This is a genomic window from Serratia sp. HNCC26DJ244, assembly GCF_057180565.1.
Genome location: NZ_JBXUGO010000025.1, coordinates 39,063 through 62,405, shown reverse-complemented (window position 1 = coordinate 62,405; position 23,343 = coordinate 39,063). Strand labels below are relative to the sequence as shown.

Sequence of the window (23,343 nt, the reverse complement as noted above, 5' to 3'; positions counted from 1 at the left end):
AGTATTACTACAAAGGTGTTCTGTGGGCGCCGAGCTACTTTGCCAGTAGCTGCGGCGGATCGCCAATATCCATCATCAGGCAATACATTGAGCAACAGCAAACACCAAGTTAGGTAGAAAACCGTGCCTTATATCCTCGCCCTGAAGGACGGCGTTTTACGGCACACCGGATAAATCCAAACAATAAAGGCATGACTCTCCAGTACACTAAATTCTTTTTTTTCATAGGGATAAGCTGAAGCTTAAAACGACTTCATGTGTAAGAAAAGTGACTAGTGATATGGTCACCTGTATCAAATCCAACTCAGCGCGCCTCAAACAAAAAGGATATGTAATCAACTGAGTCAGACTGTTCAGCGTAACAACGTTCAAAATAGTACAATATTTGGTGAAGTTAACTTGATATATAGATACTATTGATATCTTAATTTTTTTTGCTGAATATACTTTTTTATCAAAAAATGTTTAAAAAAGTGAATGATATGCTATGAAAAAAAAGATTGTTATCGTAGGTGGTGGTTTTTTCGGCATGTATATTGCCGAATTTTTTGCAGAGCGGGGGCATGATGTCCAACTGTTTGAAAAAGAGTCAAACTTTATGTCTCGGGCATCATTTAACAATCAAGCACGCGTTCATAATGGTTACCATTATCCTCGTAGCATTTTAACCGCCTTAAGGTCTCGCGTATCTTTCCCTCGTTTTGTGGCTGAGTTTCGAGATTGTATCGACTCCGACTTCGAAAAGTACTATTTAATCAGCAGCAAACTAGGAAAAGTGACAGCTAATCAGTTCACCAAATTTTGTGAGCGTATTGGCGCATCCTGTGAGTCAGCCCCCTCTCACTTACAAAAGCTCACTAATCCGGCCATGATAGATGCCTGTTTTTCTGTTACCGAATATGCTTTTGACTCGTGGAAACTTCGCGATGCCATGCTAGAGCGAGTGAAAACATCCTTAGCCAATTATCAGACCAATGTTTCAGTCGATAAGGTATGCCAGCACCAAGACGGTTTAATGGTTACCTACACAAATACCCAGTCTGGTGAAATTGCAGAGATGTATGCTGATCATGTATTCAACTGCACTTACTCTCATATCAACTACATGTTGCAAAATTCTACTCTAGAGTTAATCCCTCTTAAGCATGAAATGACAGAAATGTGCCTTGTGGATGTACCGGATGAGTTGAAAAAAGTTGGCTTGACGGTGATGTGTGGTCCATTCTTTTCCGTAATGCCCTTCCCCTCTGCTAAGTTGCATTCTTTTAGTCACGTTCGTTATACCCCACATTATGAATGGTTCGACAAAGACCATATCACTTATGTTGATGCTCATAGAAAATTTGATGAAGACGAAAAAAATAGTGCTTGGCACTATATGAAGAAAGATGCCATGCGCTACTTACCCATTCTAGAAGATTGTGAGTATAAGCGCTCTCTCTGGGAAGTGAAAACCTTGCTACCTCGTAGTGAATCTGATGATTCGCGCCCAATATTATTTAGAGCTAATCATGGTTTATCTGGGTTCCACTGCATTATGGGGGGAAAAATAGACAATGTATATGATGTAATCGATGCGATTACTAAGCAGCATATTGTAGATTGATAGGAGTGTTAACGCCGTGAAAAGTGACTCTTTTGTTTCAGTAGTATTAAATATTGACCAACAGTTAGTTGGGATAGAAGAAAAAGTAAAACAAATTCAAATTTATTTGGATAGCTTGTATTCTGATTATGAAATAGTCATTATAATTCAAGGGCCTTGGGTAACAAATAGCCCAGGATATGATATGGAAACGATGTTACGCCATATCCCCAGCGTTCGTTATATTCAACTTGCCGGCTACGTTCACAATGATGTTGCTTGGGCTGCCGGTCTTGAAAATGCCATCGGTGATTTTGTGGTACTTTTCGATCTTCAAACTGATCCAATCAGTGCTATTTCAGGTACCGTTGAGTGCTGCAAATCAGGTATGGATGTCGTAGTGGGTGTTGCTGAACAACCTATTTCATTAGCTTATCGCTTGTTTCGTTCAATCTCAGATAAAATCCTTCAAGCTATCGACTACCACTTACCACCACAGGCAACCAGCTTACGTTGTCTTAGTCGGCGAGCGGTTAACTCAGTCACCAGTACCGGCCGTTTCCATCACCAATTTTATTTAAGAATACAAAAAACTGGCTATCCTAGTGGTTCATACTGTTACGAACTACAGCCAGACAGCTCGCAAAAAAAATCCTTCTGGTGTGGTTTTCGATACTTGGTGCGTTTGATGGTATTCAACTCATCTCGACCACTACGCTGGATGTCTGGAATCGGCATGATAGGAAGTTTAGCTGCATTCATTTTTGCAGTATACAGTGTGACTATCAATATTATTAGTGGCCACGTAGTTGAGGGGTGGACAACAACTGTTCTCTTTATGTCTCTGTTATTTATGCTACAATTTGTCATGCTGGCTTTTTTTGGTGAGTACCTTGGCCGCTTATTAGATGATCGCAGTGAGCAGGCTGATTACTCAATTGTATTCGAAAAGAACAGTGCTGTTATGGTCAACCAGGATCGTGTTAATGTTCTCAGCGACTCTAGCAGTACATACAAAAATAAAGTTCAAACGGGCCGTGACCGATAAACAATCGGCAACCAATAGCAAAGATAAGCAGGTGGAAAATAATGCAAAATGCCTTAATTGGTTTTTCGGGGTTTGTTGGTAGTACCCTACTGAAACAAACAAAGTTTGACGCACTTTATCGTTCTAACAACATTGGCGATATTGATAATAATATTTTTGATACCGTTGTATGTGCAGGCGCACCTGCGCAAAAATGGTTAGCCAACAAAGATCCAGAATCTGACCGTAAAAAAATAGACAGCCTGATTGCACATTTAAAAACAATAAAATGTAAAACGTTCATCCTTATCAGTACTGTGGATGTTTTTAAATCACCAATTGGCGTCAATGAGTCAAGTTTAGTTGACACCACCGACCTCCATGCTTATGGTCTTAATCGTTATCGTTTGGAGCAATTTGTCAAACATAATTTTGAACAGTTTTTGATAGTTCGATTACCTGGATTAGTTGGCCCAGGGCTACGCAAAAACATCATTTTTGATTTTCTTAATAGCAACAACCTACATTCAATCGATAGTCGCGGTGTATTTCAATTTTATCCGATGGTCAACTTGTGGTTCGATATACAAGCTTCATTGAAAGCCGGATTAAAGCTCGTTCACTTAACAAGTTCACCGCTAAGTGTGGCGCAAGTTGCTCAGCAAGGCTTTGGCATCAGTTTTGAACAGCAGTTTGATGGGGATGCTGCCACATATGATATGCAATCTCAATATGCATCTATACTAGGTGGCCAAGATAATTATCAATATAGTGTTCGTGAAACGATACAAGCGATTCGTGCTTATGCTCAGTCCGAACCTATCTCGATGAAATCTGCAACTGAGGAAAAAAAATGAGATTATCCATTTCTAATATTGCTTGGGATGTAGCAGAAGATGATGCCATTGTAGAGCTTTTACATAAATATCAAGTAGATGCTATTGATATTGCACCTGGGAAATATTTCGCTGATCCTATTAGTGCATCAAGTACTGATATTGCTAAAGTAAAAAATTGGTGGGGTGACCACAATATTGAGATTGTTGGGATGCAGGCCCTATTATTCGGCACACAGGGGTTGAATGTATTCGGTTCTGAAGAGAGCCAGCAAGCTATGCTATCCCATTTAACTGCAGTTTGTCGTATTGCAGCGGGTTTAGGTGCAACTCGTCTCGTTTTTGGTTCGCCACGTAATAGAGACTGTTCAGGACTCAGTGAGCAAAAAACCATCGAAACTGCGCTATCTTTCTTTCAACAACTCGCGGACATTGCACAACAGCATGGTGTAATTATTTGTCTAGAACCAAACCCGACGCACTATGGTGCCAACTTTATGACCACCACTGCAGAAACAGCACGTATCGTTAAGTTAATCCAACACCCATCAATAAAAATGCAATTGGATACTGGCGCAATGGCAATTAACAGCGAAAATATTAATGATCTACTGCCTTGTTATTCAGATTTAATTGGTCATATCCATATTAGTGAAGCAGACCTGCTACCAATTGGAGATACGACTACAAACCACAGCGCAATCCATCACGCATTAGCTCAATATTTGCCCATGTCGGTGGCCACTATTGAAATGGTAGCAACAGCAAGTGAGCCTCATTTATGCTCTATTGAACGAGCACTGCAACACACAATCACCAATTATCGCCCTGCATTGCAGGTGAATAACATATGAAATGGTTGATTCTATTGCTAGGTATCGCATCTAATGCATCAGCCAGTGTATTAATCAAGCTAGCCATGATGCCACCACGTAAATTTCCGAGTTTTACCGATCCGTTGGCTGCACTAACTAATTGGCCATTCTGGCTAGGATTAATTTTATATGGGGCAGCATTTTTACTTTATGCAGCGGCCTTAGCCTATCTTCCATTAAACGTAGCACATCCAATATTAACAACGGGTGCTGTTGCTTCCGTTGCGTTACTTTCAGTGCTCATTTTCAATGAACCATTACACTGGACTACTGGCGCTGGCATAGCTCTGGTTATCGCTGGAGTTGCACTGATCACTGCGCGCGTAGCTTAAAATAACAACAGAATGAAACTATTATGAATACATTGACAAAGCAGCAAGATTCATGGCAAGTCCCATCGTTCGATATTTCCTTATGGCTTGGAAAAAAGAGTGACTATTGTGTCATTATTCCAGTCATCAATGAAGGAGAACGAATTAAAAGCCTGCTCAGCCGTATGGCTGCACTGGCAATTGCTGATATGGCAGATATTATTATCGTTGATGGCGGTAGTAGTGATGGTTCTTTAGAACTGACCAGCTTACGAGATTTGGGTGTTCGTGGGTTATTATTGAAAACTGGGGAAGGAAAATTAAGTGCCCAACTACGTTGTGCATATGCATTTGCCTTGGAACAGGACTATGAAGGTATTATCACGATCGATGGAAATGATAAAGATGATCCCGAAGCCATTCCAAATTTCATTGCTGCATTAAAAAATGGATTTGATTTTGTTCAAGCCTCACGCTTTCTTAACGGTGGTATTGCAGAGAACACACCTAAATCACGTGATTTAGCCATACGCTTTATGCATGCTCCGGTATTAAGTATCGCGTCAGGTTTCAAATGGACAGATACTACCCAAGGCTTCCGTGCCTATAGTAAAAAAATGTTACTTGACCCGAATATGTCTATATTCCGAGATATATTTATGACATATGAATTATTAGCTTACCTATCTTATCGCGCACCGAAGTTGGGGTACCGTTGCATTGAACTAGCAACAATACGCCGCTATCCTAAAGGAGAAGTACCAACTAAGATAAGTAGTGTAAAAGGTAATATTTCTGTTCTTCTCGTATTATTTAAGGCAAGTTTTGGCTTATATAATATAAAGTTAAAAAAATAATTAACATTTCCACATTAAAGCAATATAGGTTAGTAGGTGAGTTTTGATGTAAGTAAATATTCAATGATTCATTATTTTAACAGTCACAAACTGTCTCAGACAGTACTAGAGCTTAGAGATGATAATATGAAAGACGTAATGAAAATATTATTCCTATTCTTTTTGGGCTTTTCAATCCTATTTTTTCGCGAACCTTATGCATTCCTAGATGCTAACGTTTATGCAGAAGATGGTATATGGACAGCAAAAGCATTGCGTGATGGCTGGATATCCACATTTTTACATGCACGCTCAGATTATTATGTTTTCTTCAACATTGCTTTACTTTTTATTTCCTCAAAAATTAGTTATATAGTCAGTGGCAGCCCTCTTTATTTTTTACCACAAGCCATAGCGATAGTTTCATATTCTTTCTATTCTGTTGTTGCTATATTAATCTATAAATGCTTGAGAATGTATTCTAATCGTTTCTTTTCAATGGCAGGGTTTCTATTTTCTATATTAGTTCCCCTTGGCGGATCTACCAGTGAGAGTATAGGCACTTTAGTCCAAGTTGGATTTTACATGCCAATCATCTCGGTATGCCTCCATTTATTAAGAGGCGAGTGCAGGGTAAAATATTGCAAATACATTTTTGATATATTTATATTTCTTGCAGCTGCAACAAATCCAGTTTGTTTTGCTGTTACTGGTATTTATTTGGCTTTGCGGATAAAATATTTTATAAAAAATAAACATGCCCTGCTTGAATTTCTGCCTTTAATTACATCATTATCGTTACTTTTTTTAATCATTATTCCTAATATGGATGGACACGGAGGCATATTAGGCACTCCAAATCCGAAAAATATTATTGAAATGGTTACGGCGAGATCTATATTATATAATTTCATATTCCCTTGGTACAGTGAATTTAATGATTTAGCTTCTATTTTGTTTAGCTTTCTATTCCTCTCAATGTGTATCTTTGCATATATAAGCACTAAAAATGATAAAGCTAAAAATGCTATAATATTTCTATTCTCTGTAATGGCAGTGTACACTATAGCCACTATAAGTGGACGGTATGGATTAACGGGCATTCTTAATGATTATACGGCAACATATCCTGATAGATATTTTATGGGTATAAATGTAATTTCATCCACTCTCTTCGTTATAGTATTGTCTCAATTATCTAATATACGTTTTTTAAATAAAATTTCATATGCATTGGTTATAATTATTTTAATTCTCCATATAATGAATGTGCTGAACGGCTCCGTTATAAATAATTCGACACTAAAATATAATTCTTCAAATAAATTTAAAAGTAGTTTATGTCACCCAGAAATAGCAACTGACGGGTTTTTATTAATACAAATTGAACCGCCTGTACCTAAATTTAAAATGAAGGTACCAGCTAAATATATTAATGATATAAACTGTACAGATTAATACTCAGGGCAAGATTACGAAACACCGCCCCGCCAAGGACAGACGCTAGGTACTCAGTGTCTATCCTTGCTCGGTGCATCTTTTTTCGTAATCCTGCTTTAAACGACTTTTTTGCGTTAATATATTAACTACAATATATTTTATTTCTGATAAATTCTCTGCTATATTTGTAAATACAGAAATTTAAAGTCCATGTTGTTATTAAGAATCCTACACTATAATTTCTCAGCCAATACTATCTCTCTGTCAGATTGTTCAGCGATTGATAGGAGGATTACCTTGGTGTAATAATTACCACTTCGTGCAACGAAGTGGTTTAATAAATATAAAATAATGGATGCTAGATTCAAAAAGTATTGGATTTAATCCAGTGCAAATTAAATCCTCAGTTTATGTTCACTTCATCCATTCGGTATGAAATACCCCGTCTTTATCAATACGCTTGTAAGTATGCGCGCCAAAGTAGTCACGCTGCGCCTGGATCAGGTTGGCAGGTAACACAGCAGAGCGGTAGCTGTCGTAGTAGGCGATAGCGGCAGAGAAGGTTGGCGTTGGAATGCCATTCTGCACCGCATAGGAAACTACATCACGCAGTGCCTGCTGATAATCATCGGCAATCTGTTTGAAGTAAGGCGCCAGCAATAGATTAGCAATGTCGGCATTTTCAGCATAAGCATCAGTAATTTTTTGTAGGAACTGAGCGCGGATGATGCACCCAGCACGGAAAATCTTGGCAATTTCACCGTAATGTAAATCCCAATTATTTTCCTCAGAGGCTGCTTTTAACTGAGAGAAGCCTTGCGCATAAGACACGATTTTGCCTAGATACAGCGCCCGGCGCACTTTTTCCGAAAACTCGGCTTTATCACCGCTAAATGGCGTTACTTTAGGGCCAGTTAGCACTTTAGATGCCGCAACACGCTGGTCTTTCAATGAAGAGAGATAACGCGCAAACACTGATTCCGTGATCAACGACAGTGGTTCGCCCAGATCCAGCGAGCTCTGGCTGGTCCATTTACCGGTACCCTTATTAGCAGCCTCATCCAAGATCACATCAACCAGGTATTTACCCTCGTCATCTTTCTTGGTGAAGATATCCTTCGTGATATCAATCAAATAACTGCTCAATTCGCCTTTATTCCACTCACTAAAGGTTTCCGCCAGTTGTTGATTGCTCAAGTTCAATGCTTGTTTTAGCAACGAGTAAGCCTCTGCGATCAGTTGCATATCGCCATACTCGATACCGTTATGCACCATCTTCACATAATGCCCGGCACCATCAGCGCCGATATAGGCAACGCAGGGCTCGCCTTCAGCTACAGCGGCGATTTTCTTCAGGATAGGAGCAACCAGTTCATAGGCTTCTTTCTGGCCGCCAGGCATGATAGAAGGCCCTTTCAAAGCTCCCTCTTCACCACCGGACACTCCGGTACCAATAAAGTTGAAGCCCTGAGCAGACAGTTCACGATTACGGCGAATGGTGTCCTTATAGTAGGTGTTGCCACCATCAATCAGGATATCGCCCTTTTCCAGATGCGGGGTCAAAGAAGCAATGGTCTTATCCGTCGCATCCCCCGCTTTTACCATCAGCAAAATGCGGCGTGGCTTTTCCAACGATTCGACAAATTCTTCCACGCTGTAGTATGGCACTAAACTTTTGCCTGGATTCTCGGCAATCACTTCATCAGTCTTGTCACCGGAACGGTTAAAGATGGAAACGGTATAACCACGGCTTTCAATGTTCAGTGCCAGATTGCGGCCCATCACCGCCATGCCGACAACGCCGATTTGTTGTTTGGACATTAGGAACTCCTGTTTTAAAAAACTTTAACGTTGAAAACAAAAGAGATAATTGATTAAAGTTAATAAATATAAAACCATATCATAACGTGAAGATGAGTATTGTACAGATAAATTAGCGGGTCAGGGATTGTTCAGTGATGTGAGATCTTTGCGGAATAAATCGAATTTTTGCCGCGTATATACCCGCGATCTTTCAAGTTGATTAACCAATCTTGATATTAGGGAAAGGGTGTGTTGCGGCGTCAGCCACCGACAAATTTGCCAGAAGCGAATATGAACGACATTAAGTCAGTCCGTAGGTTGTGATACAGGGATGTATCTCATCATAGCCCCTCAGAACGATTGCCCAAGGTATCTCGGTCTTAACGAGCGTTTCAAGCAACTTGAAGTATGGCGGGTATTAATCAACCTTTTAATAGTCTGCTACTCATGTAAATAATCAGTGCTGTAGCCAAAAATTCAGTAAACACCAATGAATATGACGCTCCAATTGCACCGAACATGTATGTCGTAAAATAGATATGCATGCAATGAGTTGCAGCGCAACAGATGTAAATCCGTTGCAAAGTACGATCATGATGATTAGCCAGCAAGAACAATTGGGCTAGCACAATTGCCGGCGGGATAATCAACAGCATCATTGAAAGTACGGCAAGAATAGGGGCCGCTTCAATAAATTTTTCACCAAATAGTAAAGTAATAATTTGAGCTGAAAACTGGTTAATAAACCAAAAAGCGCAGACACCAAAAAGTGTGCTGAAGACAAGCACTCTTTTTATCAGTCGATTGCGCTTGACACTTTCGTTCTCGCGATAGCTGCAAATAATCGGATAAGCAGCTTGGCATAAAGGGGCCATCACTGCTAGACCAGAACGCACTAATCTTTCTGCTGCTCCGTATAACCCAGCAGAAACTGGACCAGCAATTATTCCCAACAAAATAGTATTACTGGCTGAGTACACCATCGTTATTGAATTGGCGATGAATACTGGCCAACCTTCACGTAAATTAGCCACAACACTTGGTATCACGAGTTTTGGGTAACCCAACTGATAACGTTTGATAACCCACATTAGCATAACGACTGCTGCCAAAAAATTGGGGAAAGCAAGCAGCAGTGCCGCGCTTGTAGCGGTGATAGGAAACAGCAAAAAAGTTACTAACGTGACAACCCTTGCCAACAGCGTGATCATCGCTCCCCAGGCCATCTTGCCCACCCCTTGCAATAACCAATAAGGTGAAAGCATTGAGCCAACAATAAGTAACGAGGAGATCAGTATGTAATCACTCAATACTGCAAGTTTCTCCCAATTGAATGTCATCAATGAGATAACTAATAGGGCCACCAGTGTTAAAAACAGTTTACTAAAGGCTACCGCATAAAAGCTACGTGATAACTCATAGTGATTGTCCATTTTTGCAATAGTACGCACTGCTGAAAAGTTGAAGCCATAATCAACAAATATGGAAAGATAAAACGCTATCATGTAGCAGAACATGATATCGCCAAATAGAGCGACACCAATATTACGGCCAATTATAGGAAAAACCAGCAGCGGGAAAATAAAATTCCCGCCCTGTACCATCAGCAGTGAAAGGTAGTTACGAACAACGGGGTGATTAACGTATTTAATCATCCGACGCTTCCTGCTTTATATGGCCACTCTGCGGGCTGGATATCTTTAAAATAGCTAACCAATCTCGGCGCATAAAACTCAAGAAGAGAAGTAAAATCACAACATTGACGATTATCGTAGAATAATAGAAGTGATTATCAAAAATCATAAATACCGTTGCCATACAGAAATAACTATAAAATAGTGTGTTAGCCACTGTTTTCTGCTGCTGCATACGTTTATATAATGTCATACCAATACTGGTAAATAACAACATAAAACCCGCCACCCCATACATACCAAAATCCATATAAGGTTTTTGCATAAAGGTCATGATGTTGATCCAGTTATATCCTCCCATTTTTTCCAGATCAAGGGTTTCATCCGGCATGAAAAATTTAGTCGCAAAGCGGAAGGTTCCTGTTAATAACATGCGCCCATTACGGAAGTCTCCTGTATTATCAAGATAGATAACCAATTTATTAAAGGCATGCATCTCGGTACTCAAATTAATCCAAATGGACATTATTTTAGGCGGCAATACCATCGTGGGTTTGAATTCTTCCTTCTCTAACTCGGGCTCTGATTCTTTTGTGGCTTCTGAATCATGAGCTTTTGAATTTACCGCCACATCATTATTTAAAGGCTTACTATTCTGATTTGGAGTATTATAAATAGCCTTGTAATAATCTGTGCTGCTAACTCCCGGCTGTTGATTATTTAAATAAACCTGAGTTCTAATGATCGGTATAGAAACCATCAGTATGATGACAGCCATTAAAGTTAAAAAGCCCGTAAACAAAAGTGATAATTTATTTTTTTCAAAAAAATAATATTGAATAAGTATGTAAAATAGACTAGTCACCACGGGAATAAAAATATTGATGCGTCCACCCAGTAACAGCAGTAACAGCAAATAATATGCACTGAAAATAAGATAACCATATTTCCGTGTTTCGGTGACATATATTGTATTAAAAATAATAAAGAAAATAGGCAGCACTAGCAATACCATAAGATAGTTACTAATCACTTTAGGCATGATATTTGCGCGTGCATTGTCATCAAAAAGAGGTATTGCGCCAATTTTATCAATTGCAAACCAGTAAAGCCCAGTTTCCACAATAATACAGATTAGGTTAGCCCAGAACAGTGTCCTACCACAGATCCGATACTCACCATTCATCTTTTTACTATTTTCGATCCGCCCATAGCGCAGCATAAACCAGAATACCACTGCGTAACAAACAACAATGACACTAATCAAGGCATTCCAGGTTGATTGGCTGAAACTATCCTGTTCAATTAGTGTCAAACGTGCTTGACTGCATCCGATCATAAATAAAAACATACTCATAAAGATGGATGGTAGATTATAAAAATTTTTGAAATAGTAGGTGAAAAATGCAAAATTAACTACTGCGGCTACTGCAAATGACTTACTGACAGCATTAACCGGCAATAATAAAATAGCAATTATAGAAATCGTACAAAATAGAGCTAGAAAAGTTTTATTCACAAATCCACTTGTCAACATTTTACTGATTTTCCTTTCTCACTTGAACAGTAATAGATGGTAATTGGTCCAAGCATTTTTTATTAATATGACTGCGTTCTGAATCAATGAACCATCCCCATTTATTAAAATAATGGATGGCAGATTGAATATGGTAGCCTAACAGTTTGTAGTTTTTATAGGAGCCTTTTGCGAAACCATGCTTCACCGTTGCGCCTGCGCAAAATATTGGCTTAGTGTACGCCAATACTTTACGACACAAATCAACATCCTCAAGGTACATAAAGTATCGTGAATCAAACCCTTGTACTTTCTTCAGTAAATCGGTTTGCGCAAATATAAAGCAACCGGAAATAAATGGGGCAAAGAAATTTTGTGTATCGTCGACACCATGCAGTTCATACTTTTTATCAAAAAATTTTGCAAAAAAAGGCACAAAGCGGCGTAATAAAAGGTTTGCTGGTGTTGGCAGCAGCCGGCAAACACGCTGTTTTTCACCGTTTGGGTAGATGACATTCGGTGCAAGAAAGGCATGTTGGTTTTGTTTGGCAAAACGATATAACGTCTCTACCGTGCCGACATCAAATTCAATATCTGGATTGCAGATAATAAAATATTCACATTTATCAAGGAAGGCAGCCATCGCTTGGTTATGGCCATGGCCAAATCCGCCATTTTTGTCAGACTTGATGTAAACGATACGCGGGTTATTGATGTGTGCTGCCCATTCACAATCAGCATTATCAACTAAAATAATGGTTTCTACTAAAGCTTCACTTAATAATGAATCTATTGTAGGTTGTAGCTCTTGTTGCGTATGTTTATACAACACAATAGACGCTACAACAGGCATTTTTTTTTCCATTTGATTCCCTTCACTCATTTTGTGCTTATTCCATCTTTAAAAGCACGATACCATGTTCTGAAGTGCGTTTTTTTATTTGGTTGGGACATAATCAATAGCAACTGGTGAATGGTGTTAAAAACGTTTTCACGAATTTTTACCAGCGGAGGAATATGCGTCATTCTGGTTAATAAAAAACCATTACGTATCCGATAATATCTTCTGAAATCAGAATGCATAGGAACATGCCAAGCTAAGACTTTCATCGTCCTATCACCAATAGCATGGGACATTCTTGCCGAAGTTGAAGCATAAATCTTGTAACCCATTGCGACGGCACGTAGACACCATTCGGTATCAACATAGTCAATAAAGAAAGATTCATTCATCAAACCTACGTCGCGCAATACACTGACAGGAATCAGCGAACCAGAAGAGATGAGCATACTGACTTCAAATGGGGCCTGTTGTGTCTCCGGCCGTAATTTTGTACGCCATCCCAATGCATTGACTTTGATGAGTGGATAGTGAAATCCATAACGTGAATCGGTAAAGATGGGGCCGATCGCAGCCAGTTTTTGGGTCGCGGCAATAACGTGGAAATCATGCGACAGATTTGCCATAAAACCATCATTCACATTGCTGTCTTGATCAAAAAATACAATCATATCAGCCTGATGGCATTGACATGCTTGCTCAATACCTATGTTCTGCGCCTTCGCAATCCCGACGTTTTCTTCAAGTCTGATAACGGTTGCCAAACGCGACAACTGCTCAACCACCTCTGGCGCTAACGTGCCATTATCCACCAAGACACAAGAAACTTGTTGCTGAGTTAGACTGTCGATCAGCCTGGTAAGGTTGCCTAACTCAGGGTGATAAGACACAATCACTGCAGAAATCTTATAATGCATAGGGGAAAATTCAGTTACGGAAGGGAGTTCACTACAAGTTTGTTGCTCTGACACTAACCACCCCAAATAGTAAGCAATCTAATGACACCAACAGAGCGAGATATCGACGCTCAGCGCATCGTTTTTCGTAAGCCTGCTCTATACTCTTCATACTCCAAGTTGCTTGGTTATATAACAAATTTCTGCGAATGTAGACCGCAGCCAACCAACTCAAAGTATGACGGATATGGTCTTAGGGTTGCATGTTTGCGCGCACAATAGCATCAATTCTGTCTCGCCAGCAAGATAGAGCGATACCCTGTTGCTTAATTTTGTCACAGTTAAGTACTGAGTATTTAGGTCTTCTCGCTGGTGTTGGGTACTGCTCTGTCCCTATCGCTTTCACCACAGGCAATTTAGGCAATTGCTTCATCTTTAATGCAGATGTAAATATTGCCTCTGCAAACTCATTCCATGCGACTTGGCTGTCACCACAGAAGTGATAAATTCCCCCATCAGCATTCTTTTTTAATAATTCTATGATTGCTACGGCAATATCACCCGCATAGGTTGGGCAGCCGAACTGATCCGCCACCACATTTAACTCATCCCGCTCCTTCCCTAAGCGCAGCATGGTCTTCACAAAATTATTACCATACTCACTAAATACCCAAGCGGTGCGGATAATCAAGGCATCAGGTTGAATCTGGCTAACGGCAATTTCACCGGCTAACTTGGTTTTGCCATAAACTCCTAGTGGGTTAGTTATGGCTGTTTCTATATAGGGTGTTTTGGCCTCACCATCAAAAACATAATCCGTAGAGACATGGACCAAACGAGCACCAACTTCATTCGCGGCTAATGCCAAGTTTTTAGGGCCAATTTCATTAATCAAGGTAGCAATTTGCTGGTCAGACTCAGCTTTATCAACCGCAGTGTAAGCTGCCGCATTGACAATCACATCTGGCCGATATTCAATTACCTGCTGTTTAACCTTAGCCAAATCTGTGATATCGAGAGTATCAACATCAGTTGCCAGTACATGCCACCCTGCCGGAAGGCGGTCACAAAAGCAATTACCTAATTGCCCTTTAGAACCGGTCAATAACACTTTCATTGGCCTAACTCCTTAAATAATCTACCCAGTTTATCTTTTTCAGACAGTGTCGGGCTCTTAATTGGCCACTCGATACCTACAGCAGGGTCATTCCATAGCAGGCACCCTTCATGTGCTGGGTTATAATAATCGGTGCACTTATACTCAAAATCTGCCATATCAGAAAGTACAACAAAGCCATGTGCCAAACCCGGTGGAACCCAGAACTGGGTTTTATTTTCTTCAGAAAGGAGCACACCCTCCCAAACACCGTACGTGGGTGAATCCTGGCGTATATCTACCACCACATCAAACACTTCACCACGCACTACTCGCACTAGTTTACCCTGGGGATTTACCTTTTGAAAATGCAGCCCACGCAACACACCATGGGAAGAGCGCGAATGGTTATCCTGCACAAAATCCAGTTCAATATTTAGCATTTCCTGATAGCGTTTTTTTTCAAAGGTCTCCAAGAAAAAACCGCGCGCATCGCCAAATACCTTTGGTTGAATAATCTTCACACCATCGATTTTGGTATCCAAGACTTGCATCCTACTTCTCCATAATTAGTTGTGATAGGTACTGCCCATACAGGGTTTTTCCAAGCAATTTAGCTTCAGCTTCAACTTGTTCTCGACTCAACCACCCTTTACGGTAAGCTATCTCTTCCAAGCAAGCCACTTTCAAGCCTTGGCGGCTTTCGATAGTATGAATAAACTGCGATGCTTCAATCAGGCTGTCATGGGTACCGGTATCCAGCCAAGCAAAACCGCGACCGAGCAACTCAACATTAAGTTCGCCTCTTTCCAGATACATTTGGTTGAGTGTGGTGATTTCTAATTCTCCCCGGGAAGATGGCTTAACCTGTCTCGCCAATTCGACAACATTATGGTCATAGAAATAGAGCCCAGTTACAGCCCAGTGAGATTTAGGTTTTACTGGTTTTTCTTCCAGTGAAAGTGCACGGAAATTATCATCAAACTCCACAACACCAAATCGTTCAGGGTCCATCACCTGGTAACCGAATATTGTCGCACCTTGGTTACGCTCCACTACGGTTGTTAGTTTTGGCCCAAAGCTCTGACCAAAAAAGATGTTGTCCCCCAGCACTAGGGCACAACTATCACCATTGATAAACTCTTCACCAATCAAGAAGGCTTGTGCCAAACCATCCGGGCTTGGCTGTTCTGCATAGCTTAACGAAATACCTAGCCTACTGCCATCCCCAAGCAGTCGCTTGAACGATGGCAAGTCCTCCGGGGTGGATATAATCAGAATGTCGCGAATTCCCGCCAGCATCAATACTGAAAGCGGGTAATAGATCATCGGTTTATCATATATAGGCAATAACTGCTTTGATATACCCCGAGTAATAGGGTAAAGACGTGTACCACTCCCCCCCGCTAGAACAATACCTTTCATTTTTATATCACCAAATTAGTGGGTTAAACCCAAACGCTCAGCTGCATATACTCATGATACTTCAAGTTGCATGTGTGTTGGCATTATTATGAGGTCCATCCATGGCCCTCGCCCCTTCGGGGCCGCCGCAAGCGGCGTTCAAATCCGCTCTAGGCGGATTTGTCGCTCCCCCCAGTCACTTACCAGTGTAAGCTCCTGGAAATTGTCTGCGGTGCTGCCTTCCTGCAACTCGAATTATTTAGTGTATAGAAGCCATCTTTTACTCGATGCCACCAAGATTCATTAGCCAAGTACCATGTAATGGTTTTCTAATAACACATTCAAACACTTCCATAACCCCTAGGATTCTTACTCTGCCAGTTCCAGGTATCACGCATCATGGTGGCAATACCGCGGGATACCGCCCAACCGAGCTCTTTCTCGGCTAGTGTGGCATCCGCCCAGAATGCTGGCAGGTCGCCGTCACGGCGGGGCAAAATCTGGTAAGGGATCGTTACACCTGAGGCTTTTTCGAACGCATGAACCATTTCAAGTACTGAGTACCCTACCCCAGCACCAAGATTGTAGGCCTTAAAGCCGCTGATTTTGCGTAGGTGGTCCATCGCCATCAAGTGCCCTTCCGCCAAATCCATTACATGGATGTAATCACGCACGCCGGTGCCATCTTGGGTTGGATAATCACCACCAAAAATACCCAGCGTCTCCAATTTGCCAATAGCAACCTGTGAAATGTAGGGCAGCAGGTTGTTAGGGATGCCATTCGGATCTTCACCAATCAGGCCGGACTCATGCGCGCCCACCGGGTTAAAATAGCGTAAGGCAATAATGGAGAATTGCGGTTCAGCTTTGGCGAAATCCTGCAGGATCTGCTCAACCATCAGTTTAGATGTGCCATAAGGGCTGGTGGTACCACCAATCTGGGTGGTTTCAACATAGGGGACAGGGGCATTAGCGCCATACACCGTAGCTGAAGAGCTAAAGATAAATTTGTGTACACCGGCACGGCGCATTTCATTCAGCAGTACCAATGTCCCAGTGACATTGTTCTGGTAATATTCCAAAGGGTTGCGGGTTGACTCACCAACAGCTTTTAGCCCGGCAAAGTGGATCACGGATGAGATCCTGTGTCCATCAAAAATACGGTTTAAACATTCGGCATCTTGAACATCGCCTTGATAGAAGATCGTCGCCTTGCCGGTGAGTTGTTCTACTCGCCGCAGTGACTCTTCTGAGGAGTTAGAGAGGTTGTCCAGGACCACAACGTCCTCACCTCGTTCCAGCAATGCCAGAACAGTATGGGAACCAATATAACCTGCCCCCCCAGTGACTAAAATCGCCATTGTTACTCCTTAATCTCTCTTTCCGAGGTCTAGATGCAAGAACCTGTAGCGCCCTACGCCTAAGTGGAATCATGTTGTCGCCGGACAACCCTTTGAACCCACTTCGGCTAAAATTTTCCGTTTGCTCGTAAGCTTATACTGATTTTCACACGCTACCGCCCTTGGCTTTCAGCTACCAATGCGCTGTAGAAATATTTAATTACCGGCTTGTCATACAACAAGTTACATGTAGCCCATAAACAGCGTGAGATCCCCATTGTTTTGGCTGAGACCTATCGACCTGACACATGCAAGGCAACAAGTATATACCGTTCTTCGATTTAAGAAACTACGTTAGCTCAATATACAATGTTTCCGCCTGTATCTTGAGCGACAATGAGTGATATTCCACGTTTTTAACCACTGTCGTTAATCTGTGATTAAAAGTTGAAATCCCCGCCTTCAACCTCCATCATGCTGAGTGCGGCATTTGCCGTTTAACTGTTTACCGTTTAACTACAAGGTGAAATTAGGCGTATGGAATGGATCGCAGATCCAACAATTTGGGCTGGCTTAGCCACATTGGTTGTGTTGGAAATTGTCTTAGGGATTGACAACCTGATATTCATCGCCATTCTGGCGGAAAAATTACCCAAAAAACAACGTGATAAAGCTCGTGTCATCGGTTTATTACTGGCGCTGCTGATGCGTTTGGCGCTGTTGGCCTCAATCTCCTGGTTGGCTACGCTAACCAAACCACTCTTTTTTGCTGTCGGCCACCATTTCAGTGGTCGCGACCTGATTATGCTGATTGGTGGGCTATTCCTGCTGTTTAAAGCCACTATGGAGTTAAACGAGCGGCTAGAAGGCAAAGATGATAACCACCACGGCCCACAGAAAGGTGCGCGTTTCTGGCCGGTCGTGGCACAGATTGTGGTGCTGGATGCAGTATTTTCACTAGATGCCGTCATTACAGCTGTCGGCATGGTGGAAGAATTGGCAGTGATGATGATTGCCGTCTGTATCGCCATCGGCTTGATGTTATTGGCCAGTAAACCACTGACCCGTTTTGTCAATGCTCACCCCACCATCGTTATTCTCTGCCTGAGTTTTCTGCTGATGATTGGCTTTAGTCTGGTTGCTGAAGGGTTTGGTTACTCTATTCCCAAAGGCTATCTCTATGCGGCCATCGGTTTCTCGGTAATGATCGAAGCATTAAATCAGCTTGCCCAATTTAATCGCCGCCGTTTTCTGTCAAAAGTGCGGCCGCTGCGTGAACGTACAGCTGAAGCCGTGTTACGGATGTTAAGTGGCAAACATGAAGAGGCAGAAGTCGACAACCATTCAGCTAACTTGTTGGCGGACAGCAACAGCGACAATGGCGAAATCTTTAACCAGCAAGAGCGCCATATGATTGAGCGTGTGCTGGGTATGGCCCAGCGTACTGTCAGTAGCATCATGACCTCACGCCATGATGTTGTGTATCTTGGACTAAACGATCCGCAAGATAAACTGACCAAACTGCTGGAAAAGAACCAACATACGCGCATTGTCGTCACTGAAAACCGTGCCAGAGATGAACCACTCGGGGTGATCCATACTATTGATGTATTAAAGCAGCAGTTGCAGCAACCTCAGTTGAATTTACGCACGCTGGTACGTCAACCGCTGATTTTCCCTGAACAATTGACGTTACTCTCCGCACTGGAGCAGTTCCGCCAGGCTAAAACCCATTTTGCGTTTGTCGTCGATGAGTTTGGCTCTGTCGAAGGGGTGGTAACGTTGACGGATGTGATGGAAACCATTGCCGGTAATTTGCCAGAAGCGGATGAAGAAATTGATGCCCGCCACGATATTCAACAAACCACCGAGGGCTGTTGGATTGCCAATGGGCATATGCCGATGGAAGATTTAGTGCTGTATGTTCCACTCCCCCTTGAAGAAAAGCGCGAATATCACACCCTGGCGGGGTTGTTGATGGAACACTGCCAACGCATCCCAAATAAAGGGGAACAATTCAAAATTGGTGATTACCTATTTGAACCGTTAGAAATTAGTAGTCATCGTATTGTGAAAGTAAAAATTACGCCGCAACTCCCGGTCAATGAAGACGAGGATCTTTGATCCTCCCCAGGGAAGATAGGTATCTACACATCTCTAAGCTGGCCCAGCGCGCTTGCCGCTTGCTGGGTCAGCTCCCAGGTATACTCCGATAACAAACGCAACGTATTGAGCAAGCTTGATAAACACGCCAGCAAGGTGAGTTGCCCGGATGTTTACAATTAGTATGCTCCATCTCTTTTCAAGACGACATTTATTGTTTTAAACAATATTGCAATATCATTCCATAAAGACCAATTTTTCACATACCAAGCGTCAAAATATACACGAGTGTCATAATCCACATCATTTCTGCCACTAACTTGCCATAACCCAGTCATGCCTGGTTTTACCATCAGGTAATATTCTACATCGCCAGCATAGCGTTCCAATTCCTGTTCGATAACCGGACGAGGGCCAACTAAACTCATCTCACCTTTTAGGACGTTAAAAAGCTGCGGTAACTCATCCAAGCTGGTCTTCCGTATGAAACTTCCAACACGTGTAATACGTGGATCATTTTTCAATTTAAAATCTTTTTCCCACTCTAGTTGAGCTTCAGCATCATTTTCTAACAGTTTCTGTAATACTTCTTGAGAATTAGTAACCATCGAGCGGAACTTAAGACATTTGAATTTCTTTCTATTTCGGCCTATTCGTTCATGACCATAAAAAGCCGCTCCACCATCTTTAGAAACTAAATAAGTTAAAACAAGAAGAATTGGCGACAATAAAATAATAATTGAAATAGCCCCCAAAATATCAAACGATCTTTTTAAAAAGCGTGACGTTCTCTTAGCCAAATTATTATTAACACGTAGAATCATTACTTCATGACTGTAAATAAAAGACATTTCAGTTCCGTAGAGAGGAACTCCTCGTAATGAAGGTATTACAGAAACAGAACGGCATGTACGGCTTGCCAGTTTCTTCAACCATAAATCCCGCAAAGCATGCTCTTCATACTCGAGTGCAACAATAAATTGTGTGGTTTCAGGATCACACTTATTCCATAGCTCATCTTCATCAGAAATTACTGGAACACCAAAAATTTCATTTTCACATTTCTGCTGACAGGCATAAAAGCCCCGAATTGCGAATCCAAGTACTTCTTCACTTTGAAGCGCAGAGTAAGCATCACGAGCATTTTTTCCTGAGCCAATAATTATGGTATGTTTCTTCCACATTCCAAATTTATTTATCAACCTCTTAACTATAGATCGAGAAAGAGGAACTAATATTAAGGCTGAACTCCACGTTAAGAACCAAACATAACGAGAGAATTCCCACTTTGAGAATGCGACTAAAGCTAGATCAAGAATGGAAAAGATTAAGAGTGTTCTAAGTATTTCTTTTAATTCAAACCAGAAAGGTTTTCTATAACTATAATGGCGTAGGCGAACCCAAAACCAAGTAACACAAAGTAAAGCAAGCATAACGTGGGTTAGTATTCTTGCTGGCATTTCAGATATTGGTAGATACTTACTTGCATCTGGTTCTAGCACATTAATAATTACTATCGCTAAAACTAAAGATAATACAAAAAATACAAAATCTGATAGTGCCAAACAAAACTTAACAACATTTAATTTCTTTGAGTAACTATGAGCACTCATATCGATATTCCTTTATAGAAATAATCAGCCCCAATAACGCTTATGCATACTAAATGCTCGTCTTAATCTAGCTGGTAATCTAGTGTAATTCTGCCCTAGCTTATAACCCAATATTTTTGCAAAATTATTGACTATTGCATTAGGTATAAATCTCGGAGAGTTCTTTAATAAATATTTAAATTCAGAAATAATGAATTTTTTCCCTTCACCACCTGCACTTCCAAATGACTCCCTTATCCATTTTTCATTGCAATGAAAAACACCAATATCAAAATAACGCTTAAACTCTTCTGCAAATGAGTAATTATGTGAATGACGTACTTCAGCATCAGCTATATAAGCTAATTTATATCCCGCCATGATTAATTTGGCAGCAAAAAACATATCTTCGCAAAGGATTGTGTTGTCCGGGAAACCACCAAGCTCTTTGAAAATTGAAGACCGGTAAGCTGAAAAAGAGTTAGATATAAAGGCAGCTTTAATACCAATAGTTGGAATGGACTTTTTCTCGCTTATATAACTATTTTCTTTATAATTAAAATAGCGGGCATGTGCAGCTAGTGGGTTAGCATCAAGATGAGGAAGTTGTCTTCCAAACGCAGCAGCAATATCAGTTTCAGTAAAGGCATCGATTAATTTTTTTAGGGAATATTCGTTATTGAGAATAGCGTCTTGCGTAATAAAAATTATAATATCAGCTTCATCTCCTATTTGTAATGCAAGATTCCTTGTACCTCCGTGATTAAATTCCTCTTTTTTTATTTTCACCACATCAATAGAATAATTTAATGCAATATCACAAGTTGCATCTTCGGAGTCCGAATCAACAATGACAATTTTATATGGTGTAATCGCTTGCTGCTGTATAGAGTTTAAAAGCTCTAACCAATGACCACCGTTTACTGCATTATAAGTTGGTATAAATAGCATTACTTTCATAAACAGACCTTAAAAACTAGCTAAAAATCACTTTCCCGTTAATTTTAATCTTCACAAAAATAAAGAAGTAAAAGATAAACTGCCCTATAAAATTCAAATTTGTAAAATTATCAGAATATATTGATAATACGCTTGCTGTAGATATAGTAATTAAAGAAAAGAATGCAAGTGCAGTTTTCCCTCTAGAATAGATAATTCCTGAGACTAGACCGAGAAATGCCATCAAAATATTTATACCGAGCCAGCCATTATCAATATAGGGTTTCAACATCCCGGTTGATACGTTGAAAGCTTCACTTTCAAACCAAGATCCTGTCTTTGAGGCTGCAGCTGCAAAATCATAACGAGAATTTCCGCCATTAATCATGTCTAGTACAACACTCGGTACTAATGAGCTAAATGTACGACTAAAAAATAAGTTATACTCAGGTAGTACATTTTGGGTCACATAGACTATATTATGCAGGGGTGTCGTCATGTACAAATATACCCAGTTAAACCCTGGTACCATTTCTATAATACTGTCACTAGCAAATCCACCTAGCTCGTTAATATGCCCTGCACCACTTCTGATATCACCAACAACACCAAAAATCACAATAACTATCAAACTAATTAATAACACCTTCATAAACTTAGAAAAATTAACATAATTTAATGTTAAATATACAAATACCCACTGTGTAATGCCAACCATAAATATTTTTCTACTGACTATTAAAACAGCCCACAGAAATGTATACCCTATAATCCACAAATATAATTTATCTTTAGTTTTCTGAAACAAAACTATAGATATAGTTGATAAACTGAGAAACCCAGCCATCAATAAACCATGTACTGAAGTAATTCCAAAATCAAAGTGACTGACATTTGCCCCTCTTATCTTAGCAAGCAAAGGAATATATCCCTCAATAGCAAACTCAAGTATTGACAGTGAAATTAATAAATAAAATAAATATTTAACACGGCTTAGCTCGTACTCACCAAAACGTAATACCATTACTGTTTTTTTTCCGCCAAGCAATTTTATTATTATAATAATAGCGTAATATGAAACCAGAGCAGGTATAATTACAGCGATAGAGACGCTTAAAACATCACCTATCGAAAAATACAATCTTGGTGATAAAGATAAAATATATAAAAAAGAAACCAAACCCCATGCCCATGCAAGCATTAATGATGGGTTTATAAAAATCTTTTTTTTATAAATTTCAATTTCGAACGTCTTTTCATTGTACATCA

20 protein-coding genes and 1 pseudogene are annotated in these 23,343 nt (G+C 40.5%); 9 read left to right on the top strand and 12 right to left on the bottom strand.

The features are described from left to right. From AC2A06_RS16780 to AC2A06_RS16745, 8 genes and pseudogenes are all read left to right on the top strand, one after another. Nucleotides 1-239 (top strand): annotated as a pseudogene (locus AC2A06_RS16780) (transposase); the annotation flags it as partial. 248 nt (nt 240-487) lie between these two features. Next, entirely contained in the window at nt 488-1,606 is a 1,119-nt protein-coding gene (locus tag AC2A06_RS16775) for an FAD-dependent oxidoreductase (protein ID WP_037386142.1), read from the top strand. Between the two features lie 16 nt (nt 1,607-1,622). Beyond that, nucleotides 1,623-2,633 (top strand): glycosyltransferase family protein, encoded by a 1,011-nt coding sequence (locus AC2A06_RS16770; RefSeq protein ID WP_484381029.1) that lies wholly within the window; start codon nt 1,623-1,625, stop codon nt 2,631-2,633. 41 nt (nt 2,634-2,674) lie between these two features. Then, nucleotides 2,675-3,469 (top strand): NAD-dependent epimerase/dehydratase family protein, encoded by a 795-nt coding sequence (locus AC2A06_RS16765; protein ID WP_484381028.1) that lies wholly within the window; start codon nt 2,675-2,677, stop codon nt 3,467-3,469. After that, nucleotides 3,466-4,302, top strand: coding sequence for a sugar phosphate isomerase/epimerase family protein (locus tag AC2A06_RS16760; RefSeq protein WP_484381027.1), 837 nt, complete (start codon nt 3,466-3,468; stop codon nt 4,300-4,302). Before AC2A06_RS16765 ends, AC2A06_RS16760 begins: the two co-directional genes overlap by 4 nt. Next, nucleotides 4,299-4,655 carry an EamA family transporter gene (locus AC2A06_RS16755; protein WP_023492830.1) on the top strand — a complete coding sequence of 119 codons (357 nt, stop codon included), beginning with the start codon at nt 4,299-4,301 and terminating at the stop codon, nt 4,653-4,655. Before AC2A06_RS16760 ends, AC2A06_RS16755 begins: the two co-directional genes overlap by 4 nt. 23 nt (nt 4,656-4,678) lie before the next feature. Next, entirely contained in the window at nt 4,679-5,491 is an 813-nt protein-coding gene (locus AC2A06_RS16750; RefSeq protein ID WP_484381026.1) for a glycosyltransferase family 2 protein, read from the top strand. Nucleotides 5,492-5,527: 36 nt separating this feature from the next. Then, nucleotides 5,528-6,928, top strand: coding sequence for a hypothetical protein (locus AC2A06_RS16745; protein WP_484381025.1), 1,401 nt, complete (start codon nt 5,528-5,530; stop codon nt 6,926-6,928). A gap of 396 nt (nt 6,929-7,324) precedes the next feature. Here AC2A06_RS16745 and gndA read toward each other — a convergent pair whose 3' ends face one another. From gndA to galE, 9 genes are all read right to left on the bottom strand, one after another. Continuing rightward, a complete protein-coding gene (gene gndA / locus AC2A06_RS16740) occupies nt 7,325-8,731 on the bottom strand; it encodes an NADP-dependent phosphogluconate dehydrogenase (RefSeq protein WP_484381024.1) in 1,407 nt (468 codons plus the stop codon). A 404-nt stretch (nt 8,732-9,135) separates the two neighbouring features. Further along, nucleotides 9,136-10,368: an oligosaccharide flippase family protein gene (locus tag AC2A06_RS16735; protein ID WP_484381023.1), complete on the bottom strand. Its 1,233-nt coding sequence runs from the start codon at nt 10,366-10,368 to the stop codon at nt 9,136-9,138. Beyond that, nucleotides 10,361-11,884: a hypothetical protein gene (locus AC2A06_RS16730; RefSeq protein WP_484381022.1), complete on the bottom strand. Its 1,524-nt coding sequence runs from the start codon at nt 11,882-11,884 to the stop codon at nt 10,361-10,363. The genes AC2A06_RS16735 and AC2A06_RS16730 overlap by 8 nt, the downstream gene beginning before the upstream one ends. A 1-nt stretch (nt 11,885) precedes the next feature. Beyond that, on the bottom strand, nt 11,886-12,728 hold the full coding sequence (locus AC2A06_RS16725; RefSeq protein ID WP_484381021.1) for a glycosyltransferase: 843 nt from the start codon (nt 12,726-12,728) through the stop codon (nt 11,886-11,888). A gap of 14 nt (nt 12,729-12,742) precedes the next feature. Continuing rightward, nucleotides 12,743-13,675, bottom strand: a complete 933-nt coding sequence (locus tag AC2A06_RS16720; protein WP_484381020.1) for a glycosyltransferase family 2 protein — start codon at nt 13,673-13,675, stop codon at nt 12,743-12,745. A 178-nt stretch (nt 13,676-13,853) separates the two neighbouring features. Continuing rightward, nucleotides 13,854-14,717, bottom strand: a complete 864-nt coding sequence (gene rfbD, locus AC2A06_RS16715) for a dTDP-4-dehydrorhamnose reductase (RefSeq protein WP_484381019.1) — start codon at nt 14,715-14,717, stop codon at nt 13,854-13,856. Beyond that, entirely contained in the window at nt 14,714-15,250 is a 537-nt protein-coding gene (rfbC, locus tag AC2A06_RS16710; RefSeq protein WP_473195597.1) for a dTDP-4-dehydrorhamnose 3,5-epimerase, read from the bottom strand. The genes rfbD and rfbC overlap by 4 nt, the downstream gene beginning before the upstream one ends. A 1-nt stretch (nt 15,251) precedes the next feature. Continuing rightward, nucleotides 15,252-16,121 carry a glucose-1-phosphate thymidylyltransferase RfbA gene (gene rfbA / locus AC2A06_RS16705; RefSeq protein ID WP_484381018.1) on the bottom strand — a complete coding sequence of 290 codons (870 nt, stop codon included), beginning with the start codon at nt 16,119-16,121 and terminating at the stop codon, nt 15,252-15,254. Nucleotides 16,122-16,441: 320 nt separating this feature from the next. Then, nucleotides 16,442-17,461, bottom strand: coding sequence for a UDP-glucose 4-epimerase GalE (gene galE / locus AC2A06_RS16700; RefSeq protein WP_473195599.1), 1,020 nt, complete (start codon nt 17,459-17,461; stop codon nt 16,442-16,444). Between the two features lie 516 nt (nt 17,462-17,977). Between galE and AC2A06_RS16695 the strand changes: the two genes are divergently transcribed. Continuing rightward, on the top strand, nt 17,978-19,564 hold the full coding sequence (locus tag AC2A06_RS16695; RefSeq protein WP_484381017.1) for a TerC family protein: 1,587 nt from the start codon (nt 17,978-17,980) through the stop codon (nt 19,562-19,564). A gap of 158 nt (nt 19,565-19,722) precedes the next feature. Here AC2A06_RS16695 and wbaP read toward each other — a convergent pair whose 3' ends face one another. From wbaP to AC2A06_RS16680, 3 genes are read right to left on the bottom strand one after another with little or no spacing between them, the layout of a single operon-like run. Beyond that, complete coding sequence (gene wbaP / locus AC2A06_RS16690) at nt 19,723-21,156, bottom strand: undecaprenyl-phosphate galactose phosphotransferase WbaP (RefSeq protein WP_484381016.1); 1,434 nt, start codon at nt 21,154-21,156, stop codon at nt 19,723-19,725. Nucleotides 21,157-21,180: 24 nt separating this feature from the next. After that, nucleotides 21,181-22,095 (bottom strand): glycosyltransferase family 2 protein, encoded by a 915-nt coding sequence (locus AC2A06_RS16685; RefSeq protein WP_484381015.1) that lies wholly within the window; start codon nt 22,093-22,095, stop codon nt 21,181-21,183. Nucleotides 22,096-22,111: 16 nt separating this feature from the next. Then, nucleotides 22,112-23,341, bottom strand: coding sequence for an O-antigen polymerase (locus tag AC2A06_RS16680; protein WP_484381014.1), 1,230 nt, complete (start codon nt 23,339-23,341; stop codon nt 22,112-22,114). Between the last annotated feature and the right edge of the window lie 2 nt (nt 23,342-23,343).

Excerpts from the sequence above, each read along its gene's own strand:
- AC2A06_RS16755 (WP_023492830.1), top strand. The coding sequence starts at position 4,299 with ATGAAATGGTTGATTCTATTGCTAGGTATCGCATCTAATGCATCAGCC.
- AC2A06_RS16765 (WP_484381028.1), top strand. The coding sequence starts at position 2,675 with ATGCAAAATGCCTTAATTGGTTTTTCGGGGTTTGTTGGTAGTACCCTA.
- rfbA (WP_484381018.1), bottom strand. The coding sequence starts at position 16,121 with ATGAAAGGTATTGTTCTAGCGGGGGGGAGTGGTACACGTCTTTACCCT.
- AC2A06_RS16725 (WP_484381021.1), bottom strand. The coding sequence starts at position 12,728 with ATGGAAAAAAAAATGCCTGTTGTAGCGTCTATTGTGTTGTATAAACAT.
- AC2A06_RS16730 (WP_484381022.1), bottom strand. The coding sequence starts at position 11,884 with ATGTTGACAAGTGGATTTGTGAATAAAACTTTTCTAGCTCTATTTTGT.
- AC2A06_RS16685 (WP_484381015.1), bottom strand. The coding sequence starts at position 22,095 with ATGAAAGTAATGCTATTTATACCAACTTATAATGCAGTAAACGGTGGT.
- AC2A06_RS16760 (WP_484381027.1), top strand. The coding sequence starts at position 3,466 with ATGAGATTATCCATTTCTAATATTGCTTGGGATGTAGCAGAAGATGAT.
- AC2A06_RS16735 (WP_484381023.1), bottom strand. The coding sequence starts at position 10,368 with ATGATTAAATACGTTAATCACCCCGTTGTTCGTAACTACCTTTCACTG.
- galE (WP_473195599.1), bottom strand. The coding sequence starts at position 17,461 with ATGGCGATTTTAGTCACTGGGGGGGCAGGTTATATTGGTTCCCATACT.
- AC2A06_RS16750 (WP_484381026.1), top strand. The coding sequence starts at position 4,679 with ATGAATACATTGACAAAGCAGCAAGATTCATGGCAAGTCCCATCGTTC.
- wbaP (WP_484381016.1), bottom strand. The coding sequence starts at position 21,156 with ATGAGTGCTCATAGTTACTCAAAGAAATTAAATGTTGTTAAGTTTTGT.
- AC2A06_RS16775 (WP_037386142.1), top strand. The coding sequence starts at position 488 with ATGAAAAAAAAGATTGTTATCGTAGGTGGTGGTTTTTTCGGCATGTAT.
- gndA (WP_484381024.1), bottom strand. The coding sequence starts at position 8,731 with ATGTCCAAACAACAAATCGGCGTTGTCGGCATGGCGGTGATGGGCCGC.
- AC2A06_RS16695 (WP_484381017.1), top strand. The coding sequence starts at position 17,978 with ATGGAATGGATCGCAGATCCAACAATTTGGGCTGGCTTAGCCACATTG.
- AC2A06_RS16680 (WP_484381014.1), bottom strand. The coding sequence starts at position 23,341 with ATGTACAATGAAAAGACGTTCGAAATTGAAATTTATAAAAAAAAGATT.
- rfbD (WP_484381019.1), bottom strand. The coding sequence starts at position 14,717 with ATGAAAGTGTTATTGACCGGTTCTAAAGGGCAATTAGGTAATTGCTTT.
- rfbC (WP_473195597.1), bottom strand. The coding sequence starts at position 15,250 with ATGCAAGTCTTGGATACCAAAATCGATGGTGTGAAGATTATTCAACCA.